Origin of the sequence: Dryocola baronae (genome assembly GCF_051297175.1) — a bacterium.
Lineage (GTDB): Bacteria > Pseudomonadota > Gammaproteobacteria > Enterobacterales > Enterobacteriaceae > Dryocola.
This window is the reverse complement of the sequence record NZ_JBINNY010000002.1, coordinates 61,903-82,204: the sequence shown is the minus strand read 5'-3', so window position 1 is coordinate 82,204 and position 20,302 is coordinate 61,903. Positions and strand designations below refer to the sequence as shown.

General features: G+C 55.8%; 22 protein-coding genes and 2 pseudogenes. 19 read left to right on the top strand and 5 right to left on the bottom strand.

Annotated features, from left to right (window positions below; translation table 11 throughout):
* Positions 1-4 precede the first annotated feature (4 nt).
* The 13 genes and pseudogenes from ACSPHG_RS24145 (at position 5) to ACSPHG_RS24085 (ending at position 10,250) form a co-directional block, all read left to right on the top strand.
* Positions 5-400: a plasmid partitioning/stability family protein gene (locus ACSPHG_RS24145; RefSeq protein WP_435956156.1), complete on the top strand. Its 396-nt coding sequence runs from the start codon at positions 5-7 to the stop codon at positions 398-400.
* Positions 393-734, top strand: coding sequence for a hypothetical protein (locus tag ACSPHG_RS24140; protein ID WP_435956155.1), 342 nt, complete (start codon positions 393-395; stop codon positions 732-734). The genes ACSPHG_RS24145 and ACSPHG_RS24140 overlap by 8 nt, the downstream gene beginning before the upstream one ends.
* Positions 735-1,007: 273 nt before the next feature.
* The gene (locus ACSPHG_RS24135) at positions 1,008-1,775 is read left to right on the top strand and encodes an N-6 DNA methylase (RefSeq protein WP_435956154.1); all 768 of its coding nucleotides are present in this window, start codon (positions 1,008-1,010) and stop codon (positions 1,773-1,775) included.
* 61 nt (positions 1,776-1,836) lie between these two features.
* Positions 1,837-2,286, top strand: coding sequence for a YubG family protein (locus ACSPHG_RS24130; RefSeq protein ID WP_435956153.1), 450 nt, complete (start codon positions 1,837-1,839; stop codon positions 2,284-2,286).
* Positions 2,287-2,602: 316 nt separating this feature from the next.
* Positions 2,603-3,376 (top strand): hypothetical protein, encoded by a 774-nt coding sequence (locus ACSPHG_RS24125; RefSeq protein ID WP_435956152.1) that lies wholly within the window; start codon positions 2,603-2,605, stop codon positions 3,374-3,376.
* Positions 3,377-3,762: 386 nt separating this feature from the next.
* Positions 3,763-4,677 carry a DUF1281 domain-containing protein gene (locus tag ACSPHG_RS24120; protein WP_435956151.1) on the top strand — a complete coding sequence of 305 codons (915 nt, stop codon included), beginning with the start codon at positions 3,763-3,765 and terminating at the stop codon, positions 4,675-4,677.
* Positions 4,678-5,118: 441 nt separating this feature from the next.
* Positions 5,119-5,625, top strand: a complete 507-nt coding sequence (locus ACSPHG_RS24115; protein WP_435956150.1) for an antirestriction protein ArdA — start codon at positions 5,119-5,121, stop codon at positions 5,623-5,625.
* A gap of 761 nt (positions 5,626-6,386) precedes the next feature.
* Positions 6,387-7,703 (top strand): annotated as a pseudogene (locus tag ACSPHG_RS24110) (DGQHR domain-containing protein).
* Positions 7,664-8,473, top strand: a complete 810-nt coding sequence (locus tag ACSPHG_RS24105; RefSeq protein ID WP_435956149.1) for a plasmid SOS inhibition protein A — start codon at positions 7,664-7,666, stop codon at positions 8,471-8,473. Before ACSPHG_RS24110 ends, ACSPHG_RS24105 begins: the two are co-directional and overlap by 40 nt.
* Positions 8,474-8,574: 101 nt before the next feature.
* Positions 8,575-8,796, top strand: a pseudogene (locus tag ACSPHG_RS24100) (DUF5431 family protein); the annotation flags it as partial.
* Positions 8,744-8,863: a type I toxin-antitoxin system Hok family toxin gene (locus ACSPHG_RS24095; protein WP_435956178.1), complete on the top strand. Its 120-nt coding sequence runs from the start codon at positions 8,744-8,746 to the stop codon at positions 8,861-8,863. The pseudogene ACSPHG_RS24100 and the gene ACSPHG_RS24095, both read left to right, overlap by 53 nt.
* A gap of 495 nt (positions 8,864-9,358) precedes the next feature.
* A complete protein-coding gene (locus tag ACSPHG_RS24090; RefSeq protein WP_435956148.1) occupies positions 9,359-9,865 on the top strand; it encodes an antirestriction protein in 507 nt (168 codons plus the stop codon).
* 82 nt (positions 9,866-9,947) lie between these two features.
* Positions 9,948-10,250 carry a hypothetical protein gene (locus ACSPHG_RS24085; protein WP_435956147.1) on the top strand — a complete coding sequence of 101 codons (303 nt, stop codon included), beginning with the start codon at positions 9,948-9,950 and terminating at the stop codon, positions 10,248-10,250.
* 44 nt (positions 10,251-10,294) lie between these two features.
* Here ACSPHG_RS24085 and ACSPHG_RS24080 read toward each other — a convergent pair whose 3' ends face one another.
* Positions 10,295-10,564 (bottom strand): helix-turn-helix domain-containing protein, encoded by a 270-nt coding sequence (locus tag ACSPHG_RS24080; protein ID WP_435956146.1) that lies wholly within the window; start codon positions 10,562-10,564, stop codon positions 10,295-10,297.
* A 733-nt stretch (positions 10,565-11,297) separates the two neighbouring features.
* On the opposite strand from ACSPHG_RS24080, the gene ACSPHG_RS24075 reads away from it, so the two are divergent.
* The 4 genes from ACSPHG_RS24075 (at position 11,298) to ACSPHG_RS24060 (ending at position 14,007) form a co-directional block, all read left to right on the top strand.
* The gene (locus ACSPHG_RS24075; RefSeq protein WP_435956145.1) at positions 11,298-11,726 is read left to right on the top strand and encodes a hypothetical protein; all 429 of its coding nucleotides are present in this window, start codon (positions 11,298-11,300) and stop codon (positions 11,724-11,726) included.
* Positions 11,727-11,810: 84 nt separating this feature from the next.
* Positions 11,811-12,056: a hypothetical protein gene (locus tag ACSPHG_RS24070; protein WP_256451268.1), complete on the top strand. Its 246-nt coding sequence runs from the start codon at positions 11,811-11,813 to the stop codon at positions 12,054-12,056.
* Positions 12,057-12,166: 110 nt separating this feature from the next.
* Positions 12,167-12,730 carry a DUF5983 family protein gene (locus tag ACSPHG_RS24065; protein WP_435956144.1) on the top strand — a complete coding sequence of 188 codons (564 nt, stop codon included), beginning with the start codon at positions 12,167-12,169 and terminating at the stop codon, positions 12,728-12,730.
* A gap of 443 nt (positions 12,731-13,173) precedes the next feature.
* A complete protein-coding gene (locus ACSPHG_RS24060) occupies positions 13,174-14,007 on the top strand; it encodes a DUF932 domain-containing protein (RefSeq protein ID WP_435956143.1) in 834 nt (277 codons plus the stop codon).
* 89 nt (positions 14,008-14,096) lie between these two features.
* Here ACSPHG_RS24060 and ACSPHG_RS24055 read toward each other — a convergent pair whose 3' ends face one another.
* Entirely contained in the window at positions 14,097-14,435 is a 339-nt protein-coding gene (locus ACSPHG_RS24055; RefSeq protein ID WP_435956142.1) for a molybdopterin-guanine dinucleotide biosynthesis protein MobC, read from the bottom strand.
* Between the two features lie 280 nt (positions 14,436-14,715).
* On the opposite strand from ACSPHG_RS24055, the gene mobA reads away from it, so the two are divergent.
* Positions 14,716-15,060 (top strand): plasmid mobilization protein MobA, encoded by a 345-nt coding sequence (mobA, locus tag ACSPHG_RS24050; protein WP_435956141.1) that lies wholly within the window; start codon positions 14,716-14,718, stop codon positions 15,058-15,060.
* Between the two features lies 1 nt (position 15,061).
* Positions 15,062-16,978, top strand: a complete 1,917-nt coding sequence (gene traI, locus ACSPHG_RS24045) for a TraI/MobA(P) family conjugative relaxase (RefSeq protein ID WP_435956140.1) — start codon at positions 15,062-15,064, stop codon at positions 16,976-16,978.
* A 133-nt stretch (positions 16,979-17,111) separates the two neighbouring features.
* On the opposite strand, the gene ACSPHG_RS24040 is transcribed toward traI, so the two are convergent.
* From ACSPHG_RS24040 to trbC, 3 genes are all read right to left on the bottom strand, one after another.
* Positions 17,112-17,306, bottom strand: coding sequence for a hypothetical protein (locus ACSPHG_RS24040; protein WP_435956139.1), 195 nt, complete (start codon positions 17,304-17,306; stop codon positions 17,112-17,114).
* A gap of 193 nt (positions 17,307-17,499) precedes the next feature.
* Complete coding sequence (locus ACSPHG_RS24035; protein ID WP_435956138.1) at positions 17,500-18,027, bottom strand: phospholipase D family nuclease; 528 nt, start codon at positions 18,025-18,027, stop codon at positions 17,500-17,502.
* Positions 17,960-20,296, bottom strand: a complete 2,337-nt coding sequence (gene trbC / locus ACSPHG_RS24030) for an F-type conjugative transfer protein TrbC (protein WP_435956137.1) — start codon at positions 20,294-20,296, stop codon at positions 17,960-17,962. Before trbC ends, ACSPHG_RS24035 begins: the two co-directional genes overlap by 68 nt.
* Positions 20,297-20,302 lie beyond the last annotated feature (6 nt).

Sequence of the window (20,302 nt, the reverse complement as noted above, 5' to 3'; positions counted from 1 at the left end):
AACCATGGATACGCGACGCAAAATTACGTTTTACCTGAATCCTGAAACTAACGAAGCGGACCGCTTTGTCTGCCAGAAAACGGACGAAACGCCTCAGGGGGATAGGGGGCGTTTATGGCGCGCCGCGCTGCTTACCGGCTTTGCATTTGGCAAGCAGGATGAACGGCTGCCGTTCCTCTTCAGCGAGCTACTTAACCGCGATACGTCATTTGATGACCTGCTGCAGCTGCTTAAAGCCGTTTACCCACGCGAAACCGAGGCTCTGCTGCAGGGCAGGGCGCGAGAAGCTGTAACCGCAACCCCTCAGTCTCAAGAGCAGATGAGCGATTCGGTATCGTCTGATGACGAAACCCGAAATAATGCCCGGAGCATGTTCGGCGGGACGGGAAACAATGTCTGATCTGCGGGAACACGGAAAGCTTGTCCGCCAGTTCCTCAAAGCGGCTCGTGAGCTCGAATCCCTGAATGTGGTCGATGGCCTGGAAAACATGACCCTGGGTCAGCTGCGCGAGGAGCTCACGCATCGTTCTTCGCCTGGCGCAGGCTATAAGCAGCAGTATCCGCGCCATGGCGCGAAATGGGACGAGGAGGAGAAACAACGCCTGATCGCCCTGGCCGAGGCGGGCATGCTCGATGTTGACGAGTTTGCCAGGGAGTATCAGCGACGCCCGGAATCTGTTCTTGCCTATATGGTTCGCCTTGGTTTGCTCGACAAGGATCACGATCTCCGTTAAGTCTCCATCACTGGCGGCGTAATAAGCCGCTTCAACCCGTCTTCCTGTTTAACCAGTTGTCTCTGAGTTGCTCCCCCCACACCGCTTAATCGTCGCATCGTGCCGGAAAAATTCAAGCCACCGACCGCGGCGCCCGTTCGCATTCCTTCCCTCTGGTCAGTCATTTGCGCTGCGGCCTTGCGCCGGAGCGTGATTTTTTCCTTAAGGCACGTTGCGTCGTGTGCGGTATGGCCGAAGCACAACGCAGACCGCCGGCTAAAAAGGAACGCCAGAATGAGCCAACTGACACTTAACCTGCCTGCACACAATATCTCCCATCATCCAAAGCACGCCGGTAAAAGCGGCTATGAGCATTATCGCCGTGAGTTTATAACCCTTTTCCGGGACACTGCGCGGTATCACAACCGTTATGAAGCATTCCGCGATTTCGCGGAAATGGGCGCCCTGGCCGTACAGAACGTGTTTCTGCGATCTGAGGCTCTGGAAGAGGAATACCTGAACCTGGCGCGCCGCTATAAAAAAGATGATCTCCTTAACATGTCCCGATTGCTGGGGTGTATGGCGGCAGCCCTGGATTGCCAGCCTGGGGACTTTCTGGGGCAGATCTTCTCCGAACTCGAGATAGCTTCGGCGGAAATGGGCCAGTTTTTTACCCCGTACTACTTATCCAGCCTGATGGCACGCCTGACGACGGATGAACTGTTCGGCCAGCTGGATAGTGCGCCGTTCATTACGTTTCATGAGCCAGCGGTTGGCGCCGGCAGCATGGTCATCGCCTTTGCTGAAGCAATGTTTGAAAAAGGCCTTAATCCTCAGAAACAACTATTTGTCAGCTGCAACGATATTTCCCCCGTCGCGGTGCACATGTGCTATCTGCAGCTCTCCTACCTGGGTATCCCTGCGGAAGTAAGCATTGCAAATACGCTGACCCTTAAAACGCAGAGAACTTACCGAACCCCCTTGTGGTATCTGGGCGGCTGGCGTGATCGGCTTGAACTCTGGTCAACCTTAAACAACATGCGAGCGTTGCTCGGGGACTAAGAAGGACCGGGGCGCTGGCTCCGGTCTTAATCTGGCCAGACTGACGGTCTGGCCGTAAAGGATGCCCGCCGGAGCGGCCCTGCTGGCAGGGCTTGCCGATCTGATCCCGGCACTGGAGGAAAAGGAGCAGACGGTCGCCCTTCACACTGGAGAACGCTGGAACGGTTTTCCCCTTTTTGAGCGGGTGACGGCGAATTATATCGTGTCGGCGGAGCCGTGGGATGCGTTACCGGCAGACTTCAGTGCTTCAGAGGCGCAGATAAACGCCTGGTTACACGCCATTTTTGAAGTTGGCGCGGACGTCCTGCAGGTGGGTCTGGTGGTGTGGCAGGACTTTGGTCTGCAGCGTCTGGCGGAGCGGGCGGTGCCGGATATCTGCATCATTCCTCCCGGAGCGCCCGCGCGCCGCTGGCTGGCTCGCGACACCCTGAAAACGCTGGCGGCGGACATCCGCCGCCAGATCCACCTGCAGCGCAGTCTTACGGCTAGTTTTTCCCGGGCCCGGGACTGAGTAAGCCTCCCGGCCGGCCGGGAGGCTCTGAAGGACGCGCCATGCCGGCGCGCTCTTTGCCGCCTTTCAGGCGGAAGACTTCCCCCCCTGGCGTGCCTCCTTCGGTAGGCCGGTTCTGATGGCCGTGTTACAGACTGGCCCGCTGCGGTGCGGCATCAACAGCCCGTTACTCCCCCGGTCACCGCGTCCAGGCACGCGGCGCTGCGGCCTCCTTCCGGTTGTTGACCCCGCACCTGGTGCCGCGGACCCGAAAGTCTGCACGGCCAACACTCCCCGGCCGATGAGAAGGGGAGGCGACACCAGAAGGGGCACCCTCATGTATCACTCATTCACTGACGCGCTTATCCATACCCAGGCAAGATCCATCCTGACACAGTATCTGTGGCCTGACAGCCTGCAGGCGGCGTATTCCCTGCAATGCTGTCAGGGCGACGGGGTGCTGTTCACCGGTGAGCTGGCGACGGCTGATCTGCTGCGCATCATTCCCCGCCTGCACACCCTAACCGCATCGATGTCCCGTGAACTGTTGCAACGGGTCAGTAAATGTGGCGTGACTGTTCGTCTCACGCGTAACACCCACCGTTACAGCCATTCAGGTTGTGTCACGTTAACCGCGCAGGGTTTTCCTGAAGAAACAGGCCAGGCAGAAGATCATCTGCTGAACGCGCTGCAAAGCCAGTATGAGACTATCTGCCGCACAGTGGAGACGCTGGGCTACCGGCTGACTGACGGCACCTTTCCGGCAGAAATGGATGAGGTTCTGCTGTGTCGTGGTACCGAAAATATTGTCTTTCGTGTGGTCGCGGTTTACCCGGAAGAGTGCGGCTATTGTGATGCCGACGACGGGCTGCTGTATGACTATATCGACCTGATCCTGCGTTGTGGTCGTCGGGTGCTGTGTCTGCGTTATGAGGTGTTCTGTGATGGAGAAAAAATGGCGGAAAGCTGGACGACAGGAACGGTGATTGATCCGCACGGCCCCGTCAGAAAATGGTTGTCGCGCGATGAAGTCCGCTATGTCGCCAGCGAGGCCCGTGATGCGATTGAGGCCAGGATGACGGCCTTCCGCACCTTTATCAAAGCCGCCTGATTATCTCCGGGCACCCGGGCCGGGTGCCCGTTCCGGTTACCGGTCGCATTGAGCGACCGCTTCCCGGAAAGGGTAAAGGACGTGGCCTGATGGCCACGCTGTTTTGTCGCCTGAAGGGCGACGGAAACCCGGCCTTACAGGCCTGACGTTCATTCCCTGCCTGCGACGGCTTTCGCCGTGCCCTGTACACTAACCCGGGCCGCGAGGCCCACAAGGCCCACGTTGTTACCTTCCTCACCCGTTCGCAGCGTTTCCGGTGCATTCAGCCCGGAACCGCTTTGCGCATGCGGCTTGCGGAGGTGCCTTGTCTTCCCCGCTTTCCTCCCGGGTTGTTTCCCGGTCACGGCGACAGCCGGAACCGCGACAACCTTAACGGAGGAATACTCATGCCAAACTGGTGTGCTAACCGCATTGAAATTACTGCCCCTGCTGATGTTCTGTCAGCGATCGAAACCTGGAGTCTCGGCGGGATCTTTCCGCATTATGAGAAAGCTGTCCGTCAGAGTATCCGGCTGTTTATTGCCGGGGTGACAGGCCGTCTCAGGCCGCACGTGGCGTGGCATTATGCGCCTTATCGGGCGCTGACCCGCCACGGTACAGGCGAGGATAATCCGGTATCCCGTGCTTATTCCGACTGGCTGTCAATGCTGCAGGACAATGCCGGGCTGGATGAATCCTGCTGTGAAGCCATTGAACGGTGTTATGTGGCCTGTGATCTGGCAGGGCTGAAATGGGGGCAATTGACCGGTTCAGAGCAGGCGATTGCCGGCGAACTGTTGAGACAGAAAAGCCATGACTGGAGCAGCGAAAGGGGGAATCCGGTGAGTCTTGCTGAGCTGTATGACGGTCTGGACGTGGCGCGGGAAGGGCAGAAGATGGATCTTCGCCTGCTTATACCCACCCGGATGGCGACGGAAATTAATGGATTCAACGGAGGATTGCTGACCGGCGTGACCCGTTCCTATGATCTGTATGTGGATTGCTACGGGACAAAATGGCCATCGGATAATCAGGCAGACGTTCGTCGGGAAGGTGGCGTGCTGATTATCGATTTTGATACCGCCTGGTCACCGCCGGCAGAGGAGGTGATGCTGGCGTTAACCACCCGCTGGTCATGTGAGGTGACACACTGGTTCAGCGAGGCGGGCAGTGATTACTGTGGATTCCGGGTGTTCAGCAAGGGCGAGCTGACCGATGGTGAAGATGCCACGCTGGAATTTGGTGATGAAGACGAGCACGGCTGGAGTGAGGTGATAAGTCCAGACTGGCTGATTGATAATGTCCCTCATTATGGTGGTTAAAGATTGAGCATGGCAGGGCATGGGGTTCGCTCCGTGCCCTGCAGCAAAGTATCCACAGGTTGCGCGGGTGGATGTTCACCCGGATTGTGGACAACCGTTATCACAAAGGATGTCGCGGAGCTCCACGTTTTTGCGGCGCGTTGCGCCGGGGAAGGTGTTTCCGCGTCGTGACGGCTTACGCCGTGCCGTTACGGTAGCCGGGCCGCTGCGCCTGCAAGGGTACGCTTCGCCGGTATCCTCACCCGTTCGCACGTCTGCGTTTGCCGCTCCTCCCGTCGTTCGCGCGTTCAGTCTTCACGCGCTCACCGTCCGGCCCGGCTGCACTTCGTCGTTTGCGCATGCGGCCTGCGGTCCCGCCCCTGCATTCTCCACTTTTCGCCCGTCTGTCGTGCCGGCACGGCGAAAGCCGGCGCTGAGATAACATTCACGACGGAGGATTTTATGCACACAGTTACCACCCCTGCGGTTTACGTTGGCACATACCATAAATACAACTGCGGCTGCCTGGCCGGTCAGTGGCTGGATGTGACGGATTTTGATGATGAGGCGGAGTTCTATGCCGCCTGTCGTGCGCTTCACGCTGACGAGGCTGATCCGGAGCTGATGTTTCAGGACAATGAGGGTTTTCCTTCCAATATGGCATCGGAATGTCACATCAACTGGGCGTTTGTGGAGGCGTTTAAAACCGCAGAGGAAAACCACCAGGCTGCCGCCTGGCTGGCGTGGGTGGACTATACCGGCGAGTGTGAGTTTGACCGGTTTGAGGCGGCGTACTGTGGCGAGGCTGAAGATGAAGAGGATTACGCGCGCGAATACGCGGACAGCACCGGGATGCTGAGTGAGGTGCCGCAAAGTCTGCGGGATTATTTCGACTTTGAACGGTTTGCCAGTGACCTGTTCAGCTCAGACCGCTTTTTCAGCAATGGTCATGTGTTTTATTCGTGCTGATGAACGACAATGCGGGTCCGCCCGCCTGACTTTTTCCCGGTCGGCTGAGTTCCCGACGGTCAGCCCGCGAAAACCTCCTGGCAGGCGTTCCGCCTGCCGGAACCGGCCACTCCCCGCCTGCGGCGGGTGTGCCGGGTCCCGGATGCTGTGCCTGTCAGGCCATAAGCTGATCCCGATGATGTTATCTGTTCCTGTTCCTGTTCCTGTTCCTGTCGGTCGGGTGTTGCCGGTGTCGCTGTTTTTACTGGTGTTGTTTCTGGTCGTGGACAAAACAGAAGGGCATGAAAACACGGTGGCCCCTTCGGCTTCCCGTCCGGAGGCCGGGTCGTCGCCTGCACTCCAGTGGGCGGCGCGCAGCCCCGCCCACCTCCGCAGAGACACCCCGGTGTCTCTGTCCTTGCGGATAGCAAGCGATGCCTGAACACCACGCTTGCAGCTGCCCACGGACAGCAGCCGCTCTCACTGGCCGCCCTGGCGGCCGCTAAGGTGTCAGCCGGTGAACCGGCTTCATTGTCTGCCACCTTACCCTGTGTGTTCCTGCGCAACCCCTCTCATTGCTGATGCAGACTGACAGCGCGCGCTCCGGGCAGCAAGGGCCGCTCGCGCTTTCCGGTCAGATTTTCCTTCGCCAGCTTCAGAAAATCAGCCCTCCCCCCCTGCTTTTCGTCGTTTCGCCGTCAAAAAGTCTGCGCAATGAGGGGCGTTCCGCAACCGGACATAAACCGGAAAGGAGTACGCCAGAATGAAGCCGGAGGAGACTAATGATGACCACCCAGACCCATGAGTACTTTTTTGAATTTCCCGCCATTCGTGGCCGTCAGGCAGGTCGCGAGCAGTATGTGCTGTTTGTGCCGATGAATATGCTCAAACGCATTCTGGCCAGTGATAACAGCGGGGATGTGATGTCCCGTTCGCAGCGCGAACATAACCAGGTCCGTTCACGCTAAATCACGAACTATCTGACCGGGGGGCATGACACAAAGAGTGACTGGATCCTGGGTACGCTGACCGGAAATATCGATAAAGCGGTCATCTTTAACGCCGCCGAAGGCACAAAAGGCGACGTGGGCATGTTGTCCATTCCGATGGATGCGGATATCAAGCTGTTCGATGGCCAGCACCGCAGCGGGGGCATTTATGGTTATATCGATGCCCGCCCTGATGCGAATGACATGATCACCCTGCTGCTGACCGTGGGCCTGCCGCTTGAAACCCGCCAGCAGTTTTTCTCTGACATCAACAACAATGCCAGCAAACCGGCGACGGCCATTTCAATGGCGTACAACCATAAAGATCCGGTCAACGACCTGGTGCGTCACATTGCGTCCAGCGTCAGCGCCCTGGTGATGCGGGTGGATTACGAACACAACGTGGTGCCGGGAAAAAGTGACCTGCTTGTCAGCTTTAAGGCGCTGGATGATGCGACCCGGAAAATGTTTGGCCTGCGTGCCGGTGATGAGGTTCCGGCCGCGCTGCGCCATGAGGCGGTGACGTTGTGGAGTCCCTGGGCGGACGCGATGCACTGGGAATGGGTGGCGGGGATGCTCGGAGCTTCCACCTACCGCACGATGGCCATCGGCACGCATGGGGTGATGGTCAATGCCATTGGTCTGGCCACGGCCATGATGCTTGAACACCATAATGCGGAGGGTATTGCGCAGCAGCTGCGTGCGCACCGTCAGCAGGATACGACCTGTGAGGATCGCTCTCAGACTTTCCGTCACGAACGCTGGCACGGTGTCTGTGTTGATGCGCAAAACGGTACGGTGAAATGTGATGCGGCGGCACAGAGCCGGGCTGCCATGCACCTGCTGTCGCTGTTCGGTCTGGATCCGGCCAATCCCCACGCGTGGCTGCGTGAAGTCTGTGACGAGTCAGTCAGTGATGACGCCATCGCAGAAATGATCGGCAAGGTGGAGAAAGTGGCCGCCGAAAAAAGCCTGTCCATGGACAGTCTGAAGGCCGACATCCCGCTGATGATAGCCCGCAGCGAAGGGGAATTTTTGCAGACGCTCAACCATATGCGCAGGCTGCGTCAGTGGGCAAAGGAGCAGTATCCGGAGGACATGCAGGCGTAACGGACAAGGCCGCCCGTCTGGGCGGCCAGACCCTACCGGCCCATCTTGCCCTGGTGTGCTTACGACCTGAGCAGCAGGCAGCAACTGGCGCCATTATCGACGTTGAAGAATCTCCACGTCGTTCCGGTTCTGAGTTTTACCCGTATGCGGCGGCATTCTTTCGCAGGCTGACCGGGCGCGGGAAAGCGTCGGGCAGGGGACTGCGACTTATCCCCGGCATCCGGTGGAACCCGGCGGAACGACTGGCCACGCTGAGTGATTATGACATGGCATTTAACACACTGATCCGTACCCGTGGCGAATACTGTCCGTCACCCCTTTCCACCTCTGATGGCGACTGGTTGTTCCCGGAAACGGCATTTCGCCGCCGGGAACGTAACAAACACCGGGTGAGACTGGCCGCGCATAAATACCATTCGACCTGGAGCCGCCAGGACGCGCGGCGTCATGCGCAGGAGGCATTGCAGTATCAGCGTTATGCTGAGCGGGCGCGCATCGAGCTGAATTTCCAGAGTCCGGATACCTTTATGCAGTGGCATGACCGCCATCCGCAACTGAAAGAACAGGACTGGCTGGCCATGTTCTGGCGCTGGCAGCGCCGGTTCCCGTCGCTGCGGTCACTGGCATGGTTTCAGTACAGCCGCGATCAGCCGCATGGGATTGCCGTGAGTTTGCAGGTACTGGTGCAGGACACCCCGGCGGTCGTCCGGGCGCAGGAACGGTTGTATGTCCCGAATAAACTGACGGTGTTATCGTCAAAAAGTGTCTGACTTTTCGACAGTTTTTAGCGTGTATTCCTGGTCAGTATGAGGCGGTTAGCAGTATAATACCCGTGGCGCTTGAGGCTTTTTGCCTCCTGCGACTGGCAGAAATGTTGGAAGGTAGTGAGGCAGAAAGAGAAAAGCCCCGAGTAATTTTTCAATTAACCCGAGGCTCAATCTGTATGCTTAGACACCATCAGATTAGCCGCTTATCCGCCGAAAGGCAAGGAGAAGTCAGCTATGAAACTGCCGCGAAACGCCCTGATCTGGTGCGTATTAATCGTGTGTTTAACGCTGTTAATATTCACATTCCTGACCCGGAAATCGCTGTGCGAAATTCGTTACAAGGACGGAACGCGGGAGGTGGCGGCTTTTATGGCTTACGAATCCGATAAGTAGCAACCTGTAGCGGGGGGAAACCCCCGCTTTTCAGGAGGCTGATAGTGTTGAAGGTCTGCCAGCAAGCGCCTTTATGAAGGGCTGTCCGGGTCACCGGGCGGCCCTTTTTCCGTTCTGGTACCCCTTGCGCCCCGGCGTTGCGTGCGCTTGCAGCTGCCTGACGGCAGCGCCGCTTCAACCGGCCGCCGCTGGCGACCGCTAAGGAAAGCCGGTCAACGGCTCTTTCCGGCGTATCCCTTACGCCGTGCTCTGCGGTGTTCACTTTTGCGGTGACAGACGCTGCCCCGACCCGTGTCATTCACAAGGGTAAAGGCTTGCGCCCGTGTCCTCCCCCGTTCGCGCACCTTCCCGATGGTCAGTTGCTTGCGCTGCGGCCTCGGCCACGCCCTTGTGCCTGTCACTGATGGAACGGGGCGGCTGAGTGTCACCGCAACGTGCTCCCCGCCTCCTGTAAAACGGAAAGGGAGACACCAGAAAGAAGCCGAAGGAGAAAAAATGACTACCCCAGCTCAGACCACTCAGACTGATACCGCCCAGGCGACCCGTACTGAAATTACCGATCCCCGCCGTCGCCTGGCCTTTGTGCCCCGGTTGTTTGCGACCGCACTGGGTGAAAGCATGGCCGCGACCTTCCTGCGTCAACACAGCGATTACGACGGTGGGATGTGGCATTTCTATGAAGTCCCACGCGGTATCAGTGGGCAAATTGCCGCGTGGACCGATATAGCCACCACTTGCCCGACCGGTTACATCGCCCCGCCAGACGGCACATACCGGCTGACAATCCCGGGAAATTATTTTGATGCAGAGGTTTCAGCCGATGCGGCCGGGATTATCGCCACGTTGTTTGTGCTTAACCAGCTGTGCTGGAAAGTGTCAGATATGGGGAGCCAGTACGCGCAGACCTGCCAGGGGCTTATCGATCGCCAGGATGCGCTGAAGGACTATGTCAGCATCATTAAGCACCCGGAAAGCAGCCTGATTTTCCGCGCAATCGACTGACCCGCCGCCGGACGCCACCCGCCCGGCTAAAAGAAAAACATGATAATGGCCACGCCGTGGCCATTAAACACAGGATGAGAACGTGATGACCCCTGAAAACACGATGGCTGGCATGGATGAACTGGTGAGAATTGCAGGTGAGGGAGGCTATCAGCCGGGGTGTGACCCGGACAACGCGGATCGTGCCGCTATTGCTGCGCAGGTACTCTGTCAGTTTGCGCACGCAAGCGGCCTGGATAAGAGCGGCGAATCCGCCGAGACAATGTTAGTCGATTTACTGGCCAATCTGATGCATCTGAGTGACCGTCTGGAGACACAGGGTGTTGCCTGTCTGCTGAATGTGGCCGCCATGCATCACGACGATGAGGTCAGGGACCCGGGTTGATTTGGCCGCCCTGCTGAAGACCCCGCGCATCGAGCGCGGGATCTTCAGTGCCTGGCCTGTGACCCCGGAGCCCGGTTTGCGTTGTGCATCGTCCGCAGGAGGGTGAGCAGCTGATCCTGATGCTTCTTCTGCACCATGGTTGCCAGCAGATTTTCGCTACTCAGTGCAAGGGCGGCCAGCTCCACCACGCGTTTTACCTGATCGCAGGTTTCATAATCCTTGTAGGTTCGCAGGCTGACCCCCAGTTCTGCCGCCGCTTTATCACGGCTCCAGCCGAAACTTTTTCGCCATAATCGCAAATCATAACCGGTCATTTTCATGTCCAAAATAGTGCGGATATTGCACTTAATTTAAAGAAAAAAGGAGGTGGATTCAATGTAAAAAGGGGCAGTAATTGCACTTAATTATATATCTGATATGAGTGTTACTTTTTCGGAAAAGGGGAAGAAACTGCACTTTATTTTCACTGTATTAATTCGTAAAACCTGGCTGGACGGACAGCAATAAGGACCTGAAAAAAATTCATGCCACCCCGTGGCCCCTTCGGCTCCCCGTCCGGAGGCCGGGTCGTCGCCTGCACTTCAGTGGGCGGCGCGCAGCCCCGCCAACTTCCGCAGAGCCACCGGGGTGTCTCTGTCCTTGCGGATAGCAAGCGATGCCTGAACTGCCCGCTTGCAGCTGCCCACGGGCAGCAGCCGCTTTCGACTGGCCGCCGTGGCGGCCGCTAAGGATAACGGGCCTGCAGCCCGCTTCTGTCGCTCCCTTTTATTCCTGTGTTGCGGTGTACCTGTGGCCGTGACAGACGCTGCCCCGGCCCGTGCCATTCACAAGGGTAAAGGCTGACGCCCGTTTCCTCCCCCGTTCGCGCGCCTTCCCGATGGTCAGTTGCTTGCGCTGCGGCCTCGGACACGCCCTTGTGCCTGTCACTGATGGGACGGGGCGGTCTTGAGTCACGGCCCCAGGCTCCCCCGCTTCCGAAAAAGGAAAGAAAAGGGAAACGCCAGAAAGAAGCCGGGGAAAATTCAACACACTGTCGGAGATAACGTTATGAGCGAACTGGTTTTTTATCCTGTAGGCGGTTTTCACTATGAAGACGCGTACCTCGATGGCGACGTCTACAAAAACGGCTGGGGTCAGACGCTGGAGACACTGAACTCCTTTGGCGGGAATTACGTTCTGATCTCCCTGAATGAAGCACGTGAACGTATCCGTGCCGCTGCCCGCAAACCGGTTCGCGAAATTACCGAAGCCGAGTTTACCGAAAAACTCTACATGCTCCCGCCGATGAACTGGTGCGCCGGTGTCAGCTCGCAGTCATTCAAATTCATGGAAATGATTTGCCAGGACGTCACCGATATTTTTGCAGAAGTGGACGGGCGCTTTTTCACGCTGGCGGATAAAAGCAGCCTGAGCCATGAGCAGATCATCAACCGGATCACTGAGGAGGTGCTGAAAACCGAAGAGAAAGGGCAATAAAAAAGCAGAGCGGGCGCTCTGCTTAATCACTCCGGCCTGTTCGAGCAGGTCGGATAATTCAGATGTCAGTTATGAGGACAAATCATGAAAGACAAATTCATCGTCGCATGTCAGGAATATTTTGTAAAGCAGAAGGGAGAGAGAAGGGCGCAGCGGCGTCAGATCCGCGAAACCCTGCCAGAAGATGCCATCACGCGACGTCTGCGCATCCTGGCCAAAATTATTGCCCGCTGTGAGCGCCGTCATCAACCGGTGCGGATACCGGCACTGAATGGGGCTGAGTGGGGGCAGGTACTCCGAACGCTGGAACTGAAACGGGCGTATGCCTGACAGGTTGCCGCCCCCCGTAGGGGGGGGCGGTTTTTTAAGTGCTGCTGTTTCCGACCGGCATTGAGCCGGACGGAAACAGAAAGTCGACACTGACAGACCGGAGAACGATGATGAAATACACATTAAATGCCCCTTATGGTGTCACCGCCATTGAACTGGACAACGGTGATGAAGCTCTTTATCTGCACGGCGAGTGCCTTGCCCTTGCCGATTTTCATCAGCGGGATGATTCTGTGACGGCAACCGGTGAGCGCATGGCTGAGGTGTTGGGTGTGCCGTTCACGCTGCTGACGCTGCCAGAGCCGGAGAATGAAGAGTGGTGCTGGAATGAGGTGGTGGAGGCGCTCGGTTGGGGTAAAACCGTGAAACTTGACCGCATGGTGATGCGTCCGGTTCTGGAGTGCTGTATCTCGCATATCACTGCTGATGACAACACGCTTCTGATGGAGCTGTGCCGTGAAAAATTTGAAGGGGAGTGGATCATGGATACAGGTGTCGGGTATCTCATTCGCCTGGATGCGCGGATGTATCCCCTGATGCATCTCAAGCGCTTCGGGTTATCCCGCGAGGCGCGCTGGCTGATTGCCTGGTGTATGAAACACGCAGATATCAGCATGATCCATTTCTCTCAGACGGGCGATGAACTTGAGCCGTTTGCCACCTTTGACTGGTAACACTGGCCCGGCAATAGCCGGGCTGTTTTGTTGCCCGATCACCGCTCCAGTATTCACTATCACCTCCGAACGGGCTTGCAGCAGGCCACAGGCCTGCGCCGCCACGGCACTGCCGCTGCCACGTCAGTGTAAGGCCGGGGTGATGCCACCCCGGTAATTTCCTTCCGGCGTATTCCTTTTCATCTGTCGACGTGGCGCCTGCCTGCTTCGTGACAGAACGTATCCCGAACCGGGAATGCCACAAGGGTGAAGGCTTGCGCCCGATGCCTCCCCCGTTCGCACTTTCTCCCTCCAGTCGTTCGCTTGCGCTGCGGCCTCGCCATCGCCCTTGCGTCATTCCCTGAAGGCCCGGGATGTTCTTGTGTCACGGCAGGCGGCCACAGCAACAGACACACTGAAGCAGCCCACGCCAGAAGAAACCCGAAACCCCAAAGGAGAAAAAAATGACCCGTTTAGCATCCAGTTTCCGTGCCATGAATGTGATCCGTAAAGAACGCGCCCTGACCAATGAAGAGCTGATGAGACACGTTCCAAGTGTGTTTTCAGAAGAGAAACACGAATCCCGCAGTGACCGTTATACCTACATTCCAACGATCACCCTGCTGGATAATCTCCGTCGCGAGGGGTTCCAGCCCTTTTTCGCCTGTCAGACTCGCGCGCGCGATACCGGAAAACGAGAGCACACCAAGCATATGCTTCGCCTGCGTCGTGAGGGTCAGATCATGGGAAAAGAAGTGCCGGAAATTATTCTTCTGAATAGTCATGATGGCAGCAGCAGTTATCAGATGATCCCAGGTATGTTTCGTTTTGTCTGTGCGAATGGCATGGTATGTGGTCAGAGCTTTGGGGAAATTCGTGTGCCACACAAAGGGGACGTTGTCGGAAAGGTCATTGAGGGGGCTTGTGAGGTGTTGGGGATTTTTGACGGTGTCACGGAGTCGCGGGAGGAAATGCGCTCTATCACGCTAAAGCCGGATGAGCAGAGACTTTTTGCGGAGCTGGCGCTTGACTGGAAATATGACGGGAAAGGTGACGGTAAGCATATTCCTGTGACACCCGATGCCGTGCTAAATGTGCGTCGTCATGAAGATAAATCAGATGATTTGTGGACAACGTACCAGCGTGTGCAGGAAAACATGATCAAAGGTGGTATCACGGGGCGCAGTGCGCAGGGTAAACGTCAGAGAACCCGTGCGGTAACCGGCATTGATGGTGATGTCAAACTGAATCGGGTGCTGTGGGAAATGGCCGAAAGAATGAAACAACTGAAATCATGATGTGAATCTGGCAGGGATAATCCCTGCCTTTTTTTATGTGCAGGAGTGTGACATACAGGTATTGAACCTGCATGTCACACTTTACCGTTTCAGTTAGTCTGCTGACCGTTTGCTTCCGGTTTCTCTGCCGTGGTAGTAACGGTTCTGGTCTGTCGCACTTTCTTACCGGTTTTATTTTTGCTGTTCAGGATATCGCGAACGGCTTTAATACCGACAGTGATCCCCACTGATTCCAGTGCCGCTTTGATATCTTCCGCGCTATATCCCTTCGATTCTGAAAGCAAAATAATTTGCGGCATGAGCTGTTCGAGCACGCTCGACTTTGTCAGTCGTTTTTCTGTCAGATCGGGTAAATCATCCAGCGCCGACTTTGCCAGTTCCACATCATCAGCGGTAAACCATTTCTTGTCTGTTTTTGTGTCCATCATTTTCCGTTTCCTGCTACTCAGAGGGTCATCATTTCAGCAGGATTATAAACCTAACTGGGGATGCAAGCCAAACCCCCGCTTTTCTGGCGTAAGCCGGTGACGGCGAAGAAAAAATCACATATACTTCTGAGCAAGAATCGATATCGTATGTAAAACGTGGGACAGGGTATGTTTTGTTGAACCGCCTGCACGCAGACGGCCCCCCAAAACGGCCTGGTCAGGACTCCGTCCCGACACCCTATGAATCGTGCCCACCTCAGAAGTGGTGGTGGAGTAGATTATGAGTAAGAGTGAAAAACGCCAGCGTGGGGTGTTATTTCTGGGAATACGCTGGTATCCCGAAGAGAAAGAACAGGTAGTGGAAAGTGCGCGCTCAGCAGGTCTGAGTGCAGGAGAATATCTCCGGCGTTGTGCCCTCGGTCGTCGCATTGTGGCCAAAGGGGATACACGCCAGATGAAAGAAATTATGAAACTCGGTGGCCTGCAAAAGCATCTGTATCTGGAGATGCAAAAGCAGGGGATGATGACCACCGAGCTGAGCAAGCACTTTGCAGAAACACTGACCGCCCTGCAGATTGCCCTGATGAAGTTTGATGCGAAAAGCCTGAATAATACTGAGGACTGATATGCTTGCAGTGGTTCCACCTAAACGTCGTGACGGTAACTCCAGCTTTGTGAAGCTGGTGTCGTATACCGTTTGTCGTGAGGATGTGAACCTGAGCGAAACGCTGTCTCCGGATAACCCGACTTTCCGTCGCCCGCGCTCTGAAGAAGCTATCTTTAACAATCTTGTCAGTTATGCCACCCGTAACGCATTGCCGGATTCTGATGATGTGATCGCGATGTTCCCTGATGGTCGCCAGCAGGTGAAATTCGACAAGGTCGTGTGTGAAACCAATTGTTTTTCTCTGGCGTCTGCCGCCTCAGAAATGAATATGGTCGCGATGCAAAATGCCCGCTGTAAGGACCCGGTTTACCACACTATTCTGTCGTGGCCTGAAGGTGAGCGTCCGACACATGACCAGATTTTTGAGTCTGCCCGACATTGTCTGAAAGGACTGGGTATGACTGACCATCAATATGTTTTTGCCATTCACGATGACACCGATAACCTGCATGTTCATCTGTCGGTTAACCGTGTGAATCCGGTGACCTATAAAGCGGCCTCGTTATATAACGACCACTTTGTGCTGGACCGTTGTTGTCGTGAGCTGGAGCTGAAGCACCAGTGGAAACATGACAACGGACCGTATCGTGTCAATAACCAGGGTATGGTTGTTCGCAATAAAAACTTCTATAAACCGGCACCGGCTGCGGCCCGTCGTCTGGAGTTTTTCAGCGATAAAGAAAGCTTGCATACCTACGCCGTTGACCATTGTCGTGACAAAATTGAAACGCTGCTTATGTCAGGCCAGCAGTATCACTGGGATGATATCCATGATGTGTTTCATGCGGCGGGACTGGAGTTACGGCAGAAAGGGACAGGCCTTGCCATCTATGACCTCAATGATGATTCACACATTCCATTGCGTGCCAGTCGTCTGCATCCGGAGCTGACACTTTCCGATCAGCAGGAGCAAATTGGCGCCTTTGAACTGGCACCCAAAAGGGATGATGCACCTGATCGACTGGTGCAAAACTGCGTCCCTGTTGAATCCCTGTATGACAGCCTTCTTCATTGTCGTGATCGTGGTGCGCGTGCAGAACGCCGCATTGCACGTGCTGAAGCGCGAGAAGATTTGATTGGTCGTTACAAGGCTTATAAGAATGGTTTTGTGCGCCAGACCCTCTCAAAAGATGACATGCGCACGCGTTTCCGTGAGGTTGCAGCAGAGTACCGTATCAGGAAAAATCACGTTCGCCTGGTACAACGTGATCCGTTGCTTCGCAAGCTGATGTATCGTGCGCTTGAAGTCGATAAGATGAAGGCTATGGCTGCGCTGAAGATCCAAATCCGGACAGAACGCGATGCCATGAAGGCCTCGCCTGATGCCCGACCGTTATCGTACCGGGCATGGGTTGAAGTGCAGGCGTGCCAGCTGGATGCCGCAGCAGTGTCCCAGTTGCGTGGCTGGGCTTACAGACAACAACGTAAGAACAGAACCGCGCCGATTTCAGGAAATGTGATTCTTAATGCTGTCGCGGATGATGTGAAACCTGCCACTATTCGTGGCTACGAAACAACGGTTAAACGTGACGGTGCAGTGGTCTATTCGTCCGGGGGTAAACCTGTACTGATGGACAGAGGTGTGCTGATTGAAGTGGCTGATGCTCCCGAAGAGAGTGGAAAAAATCTGGCCATGGCGATGCATATTACTGCGCAGAAGAGTGGTGAGAGGTCGGAAATTCGTGGGGAAACAGCCTTTGTCCGGGATGCCATTGGGCGCATACCGCACTTTAATGCATCCTCAGGTAAGACTGTGCCGTTGACCCATCCAGTACAACGTCAGTGGGCGGGCTATGATGTGCCGAAACCGGCTGAAGAGAAACAGGTCGCGCCGCAAAATGCTGCGCCGCGCTACACACCACCGAAACCGCAATAACGGGGTGGTAATAACCGAATCAGGGAGTACGGGGGCTTGCATACCTTCCGGATGCCAGGGCAGTGTGGCTTGATACTGACCCTGGCATTTCCCTGTTACACAGCAGGACTCGCTACATAATGAATTTTCCACCTTAGTGGATGTCATCATCTCCGCTAAACCTGCCTTCTTCAGCAGCCGCCATATCGGCCATAAAATCCAGAAGCAGCGTGACCGCCTGTGGGCGAGTGATGGCATCGGCTTTATAACGGTCGAGGATAGCGGCCAGATAGTCCGTCATATTAAACATCGGACTTTCCATCGGGATGAGTTCATCAGGATCTTTCATAAGATTTTATGCTTTCAGGGGGCGGATTAGCGGGATATTGCATCAAGCATATGCGAGTTAAAATTCGCTGCAAACAGTTCTGTTACAAATTTCGTGTCACATCAAGAAAAACGGGAAAATTCCTAATACTTTCCACAAGAAAGCTCCGTCCCAATTATTGTCACACATGGTGATCATTACCGGAAACTTCTGGCTATTTCATGGAATTTTCTGGCTCAGATGATTCTCCCCAGAGGCGATTAAATTCCTGCTGATAGGCTGCGGCGGTGGCACGATGATCCCAGACAACCAGGGTGTTTTCTGCATTCCTCCGGCTGGCACTGGAGGTGTAATTAAACGAGCCGGTTTGCGTTGTCATACCATCTGCCACCATGAATTTATTATGCTGAATAGCATATTTCCCGTTAAGTCGGACGGGGACTCCCTGCCTTTGAAGCCAGGTCACGGCGGAATACTTCCCGCCGTTGTCTTTCGCATCTGCCAGCACCCTGACTTTTACGCCCCGCTGTTGTGCCGGCAGCAGAGCTTCTGCAACCTGTCGGCTGGTAAACCCATAGGCTGCGACATCGAGCGAACTACGCGCACTACTGGCCACGTTAAGGACGTTCAGTGTCGCGCTGTTTCCGGGGGAAAATCCGACGGTAATGCGCGTTTCAGTAGCGGTTGAAGTCAGGGGAGTGATTAAAATCGTCAGTAAAAGCGTGTTGCGCCAGATTTTCATAATAGCTGTCCTGAATATTGTCATCGCCAGCCTGTGCCGGTGTGAAAGGATGAGATGAGGCAGGCGTGGGTTCGGCGGGAGGGGGTAAGGTTTCCGCATGGCCTGTTGTGGTCTTGATGCTGTTGTTGTTCTGGTGTGCCTGTTCTACGCGTTTTTTCGAGATGCGCACGCGCGACACTTCGCTGACACACCCGTAACGACCCTGTGTTTTTTCCAGCACCTGAGTGGCTGTTTCAAAGAGCAGGGCCGCTCTTTCTTCCGGGGTGCAGGTAAAGTCATCACGGTTATCCAGATCGGTGGCCAGTGTGGCCAGCGCACTGAGGGTTTTATCTTTGATCCGTGCGCCTGGTCTGCTGTTCCATGCTTCCGGTGACGTCATCAGGCAGACATCGAGGATGGCGCGAATATTTTGCTGGGATACCGGTCGACGTCGTTCCGCTGCCGGGACTTCCTTGCACAAATCGTTAAAGTCAGGGCGGCGGAGCGGTACATAGCGGTTAATCCGGACCTTCAGCTTTGATATTTTGTCCTCATCCGGGATGTGGATGGAGTTGCTGCGCACCTGCCGGTCTTCAAAAACGATAATGCCTTCCCCTGCGGCCAGTGCCTTTAACTCGGACAGCTGGATGTTGTCCCGCTCGCGAAACTCGACGGTACTGGCATCCTCATAACCCCCCATATTATTCTTATCCATACGGACCTGTTCGGCATAGTGACCGGTGCCACCTACCGCACGGATCATCTTCAGGGTGTCTTCCGTATCTTCCGTCTTCATGAACTGTTTGGTGCCGAGGTTGGCGTTGACGGAATAGACTTCCTTGCCGTGTCGCAGCATCGCCTGAATATCCTGGGCGAGAATAACCAGCATGTATTTCAGGCTGCGCATCTGGGCGGCAAGTTTGGCAAGTCCGGGGGCAAAGTAGTAACCAACTTCATCACAGAGCACCATGAACGGGAACTTGCTGGCGAACTTCTTCACCGTCAGCGTGTGTTCCGGCGAGCCCTCGATATGGTTCCCCAGGTCTTTGGCGATGTTCATCTGGATGTCTGAGATAAAAAGCTTACCGAGCGTGGACGCCTCGTTATCGGACAACTCCAGTGCGGGGATCAGCACCACCAGGGTACGGTCGTTATGCAGAATATCCTGCATATCGATGTCGCCACCGGTTTTTGGGAAGATATGGCCATAGGTGTCGTTAAACATGCCGAGCATTCGGGTGAACTGCTGGATAAGAAATCCGTGCTGGTCCAGCGCACCCTGTGACCATTCTGCCGGGCGGTTGACCAGTCGCATGTCAAAACCTGCCAGGTTCGACAGGTAGTTTTCCATCGGCTTGTAGCCTTCTTCATGCCAGTTCTGCTCGAGCGCTTCCCGGTACAGGCCCACGAACTTCACCAGGGGGAAGTAGGACTGGATGACGTCCTGAGTCAGCGCGATATTGTCGCGGGCACGTTTGTAACACAGGGCATAGATAAGGGCGTTTCGCATGGCGCGGGCTTTATCCTTCCAGCCCTCGTCACTGCCATTGCTGCTCGGCATCAGGGATTCCATCAGCTGCGTGATGAACGTCGGACTGCCGTGGGCAAACGGGTTGGTGGAGTTGGTCTGCGGGCGGGATTTGTCTCCGGCCAGCAGTTTCCTGAATTTGTCATCGTTGCCGGTGATGAAGTTGAGCACATGCCAGTCATCTTCCTGTCCAAACCGTCGGGCCATTGACCAGGTGGCAACCGCCAGGTCAATCTGCGCCTTACCGTCCGATATGCAGCAACCCCGTGCCCAGCACAGGGAGTTCAGGTACAGCGAGTACAGGGTTTCCGTTTTACCGCCGCCGGTCGTGGCCATTATTTGCATATGACGCAGCGCATCATCTGACTCCAGCCACAGTTCACGGCCACGGTCGCGCCCGCGCCCGGTGCCGAGGCATAACACCCCGGATGCTTTCCGGCGTATCAGCTTTGGCAGGTTCAGGTTCAGCCATGGAATATTGCGGCTCAGTTCGCGCTCAGTGGATAAATCCAGACCGCCGACATCCATCGGTATGCGCAGGGGGAGGCGGAAGAGCTGATCGCTGAAGCCGACCAGGAGCACAATACACACCGGCAGGGATACCAGCAGCGTGGCGGGCCACAGCACACCCAACGTTAAGGCAATAACGAGGAAGAACTGGACGGTGAACGGGGCCAGCATAAGCTGTTCAACCATTTCTGTTCTCACCTGCCGGCTGATCAGGCTGTCTTTTACCTGCGTTTTACGTTTACGAGTTTCCATCTGGTG

Bases quoted from the DNA above. Each gene is read 5' to 3' on its own strand.
- ACSPHG_RS24145 (WP_435956156.1), top strand. From the start codon at position 5: ATGGATACGCGACGCAAAATTACGTTTTACCTGAATCCTGAAACTAAC.
- ACSPHG_RS24140 (WP_435956155.1), top strand. From the start codon at position 393: ATGTCTGATCTGCGGGAACACGGAAAGCTTGTCCGCCAGTTCCTCAAA.
- ACSPHG_RS24135 (WP_435956154.1), top strand. From the start codon at position 1,008: ATGAGCCAACTGACACTTAACCTGCCTGCACACAATATCTCCCATCAT.
- ACSPHG_RS24130 (WP_435956153.1), top strand. From the start codon at position 1,837: ATGCCCGCCGGAGCGGCCCTGCTGGCAGGGCTTGCCGATCTGATCCCG.
- ACSPHG_RS24125 (WP_435956152.1), top strand. From the start codon at position 2,603: ATGTATCACTCATTCACTGACGCGCTTATCCATACCCAGGCAAGATCC.
- ACSPHG_RS24120 (WP_435956151.1), top strand. From the start codon at position 3,763: ATGCCAAACTGGTGTGCTAACCGCATTGAAATTACTGCCCCTGCTGAT.
- ACSPHG_RS24115 (WP_435956150.1), top strand. From the start codon at position 5,119: ATGCACACAGTTACCACCCCTGCGGTTTACGTTGGCACATACCATAAA.
- ACSPHG_RS24090 (WP_435956148.1), top strand. From the start codon at position 9,359: ATGACTACCCCAGCTCAGACCACTCAGACTGATACCGCCCAGGCGACC.
- ACSPHG_RS24080 (WP_435956146.1), bottom strand. From the start codon at position 10,564: ATGACCGGTTATGATTTGCGATTATGGCGAAAAAGTTTCGGCTGGAGC.
- ACSPHG_RS24075 (WP_435956145.1), top strand. From the start codon at position 11,298: ATGAGCGAACTGGTTTTTTATCCTGTAGGCGGTTTTCACTATGAAGAC.
- ACSPHG_RS24070 (WP_256451268.1), top strand. From the start codon at position 11,811: ATGAAAGACAAATTCATCGTCGCATGTCAGGAATATTTTGTAAAGCAG.
- ACSPHG_RS24065 (WP_435956144.1), top strand. From the start codon at position 12,167: ATGAAATACACATTAAATGCCCCTTATGGTGTCACCGCCATTGAACTG.
- ACSPHG_RS24060 (WP_435956143.1), top strand. From the start codon at position 13,174: ATGACCCGTTTAGCATCCAGTTTCCGTGCCATGAATGTGATCCGTAAA.
- ACSPHG_RS24055 (WP_435956142.1), bottom strand. From the start codon at position 14,435: ATGATGGACACAAAAACAGACAAGAAATGGTTTACCGCTGATGATGTG.
- mobA (WP_435956141.1), top strand. From the start codon at position 14,716: ATGAGTAAGAGTGAAAAACGCCAGCGTGGGGTGTTATTTCTGGGAATA.
- traI (WP_435956140.1), top strand. From the start codon at position 15,062: ATGCTTGCAGTGGTTCCACCTAAACGTCGTGACGGTAACTCCAGCTTT.
- ACSPHG_RS24040 (WP_435956139.1), bottom strand. From the start codon at position 17,306: ATGAAAGATCCTGATGAACTCATCCCGATGGAAAGTCCGATGTTTAAT.
- ACSPHG_RS24035 (WP_435956138.1), bottom strand. From the start codon at position 18,027: ATGAAAATCTGGCGCAACACGCTTTTACTGACGATTTTAATCACTCCC.
- trbC (WP_435956137.1), bottom strand. From the start codon at position 20,296: ATGGAAACTCGTAAACGTAAAACGCAGGTAAAAGACAGCCTGATCAGC.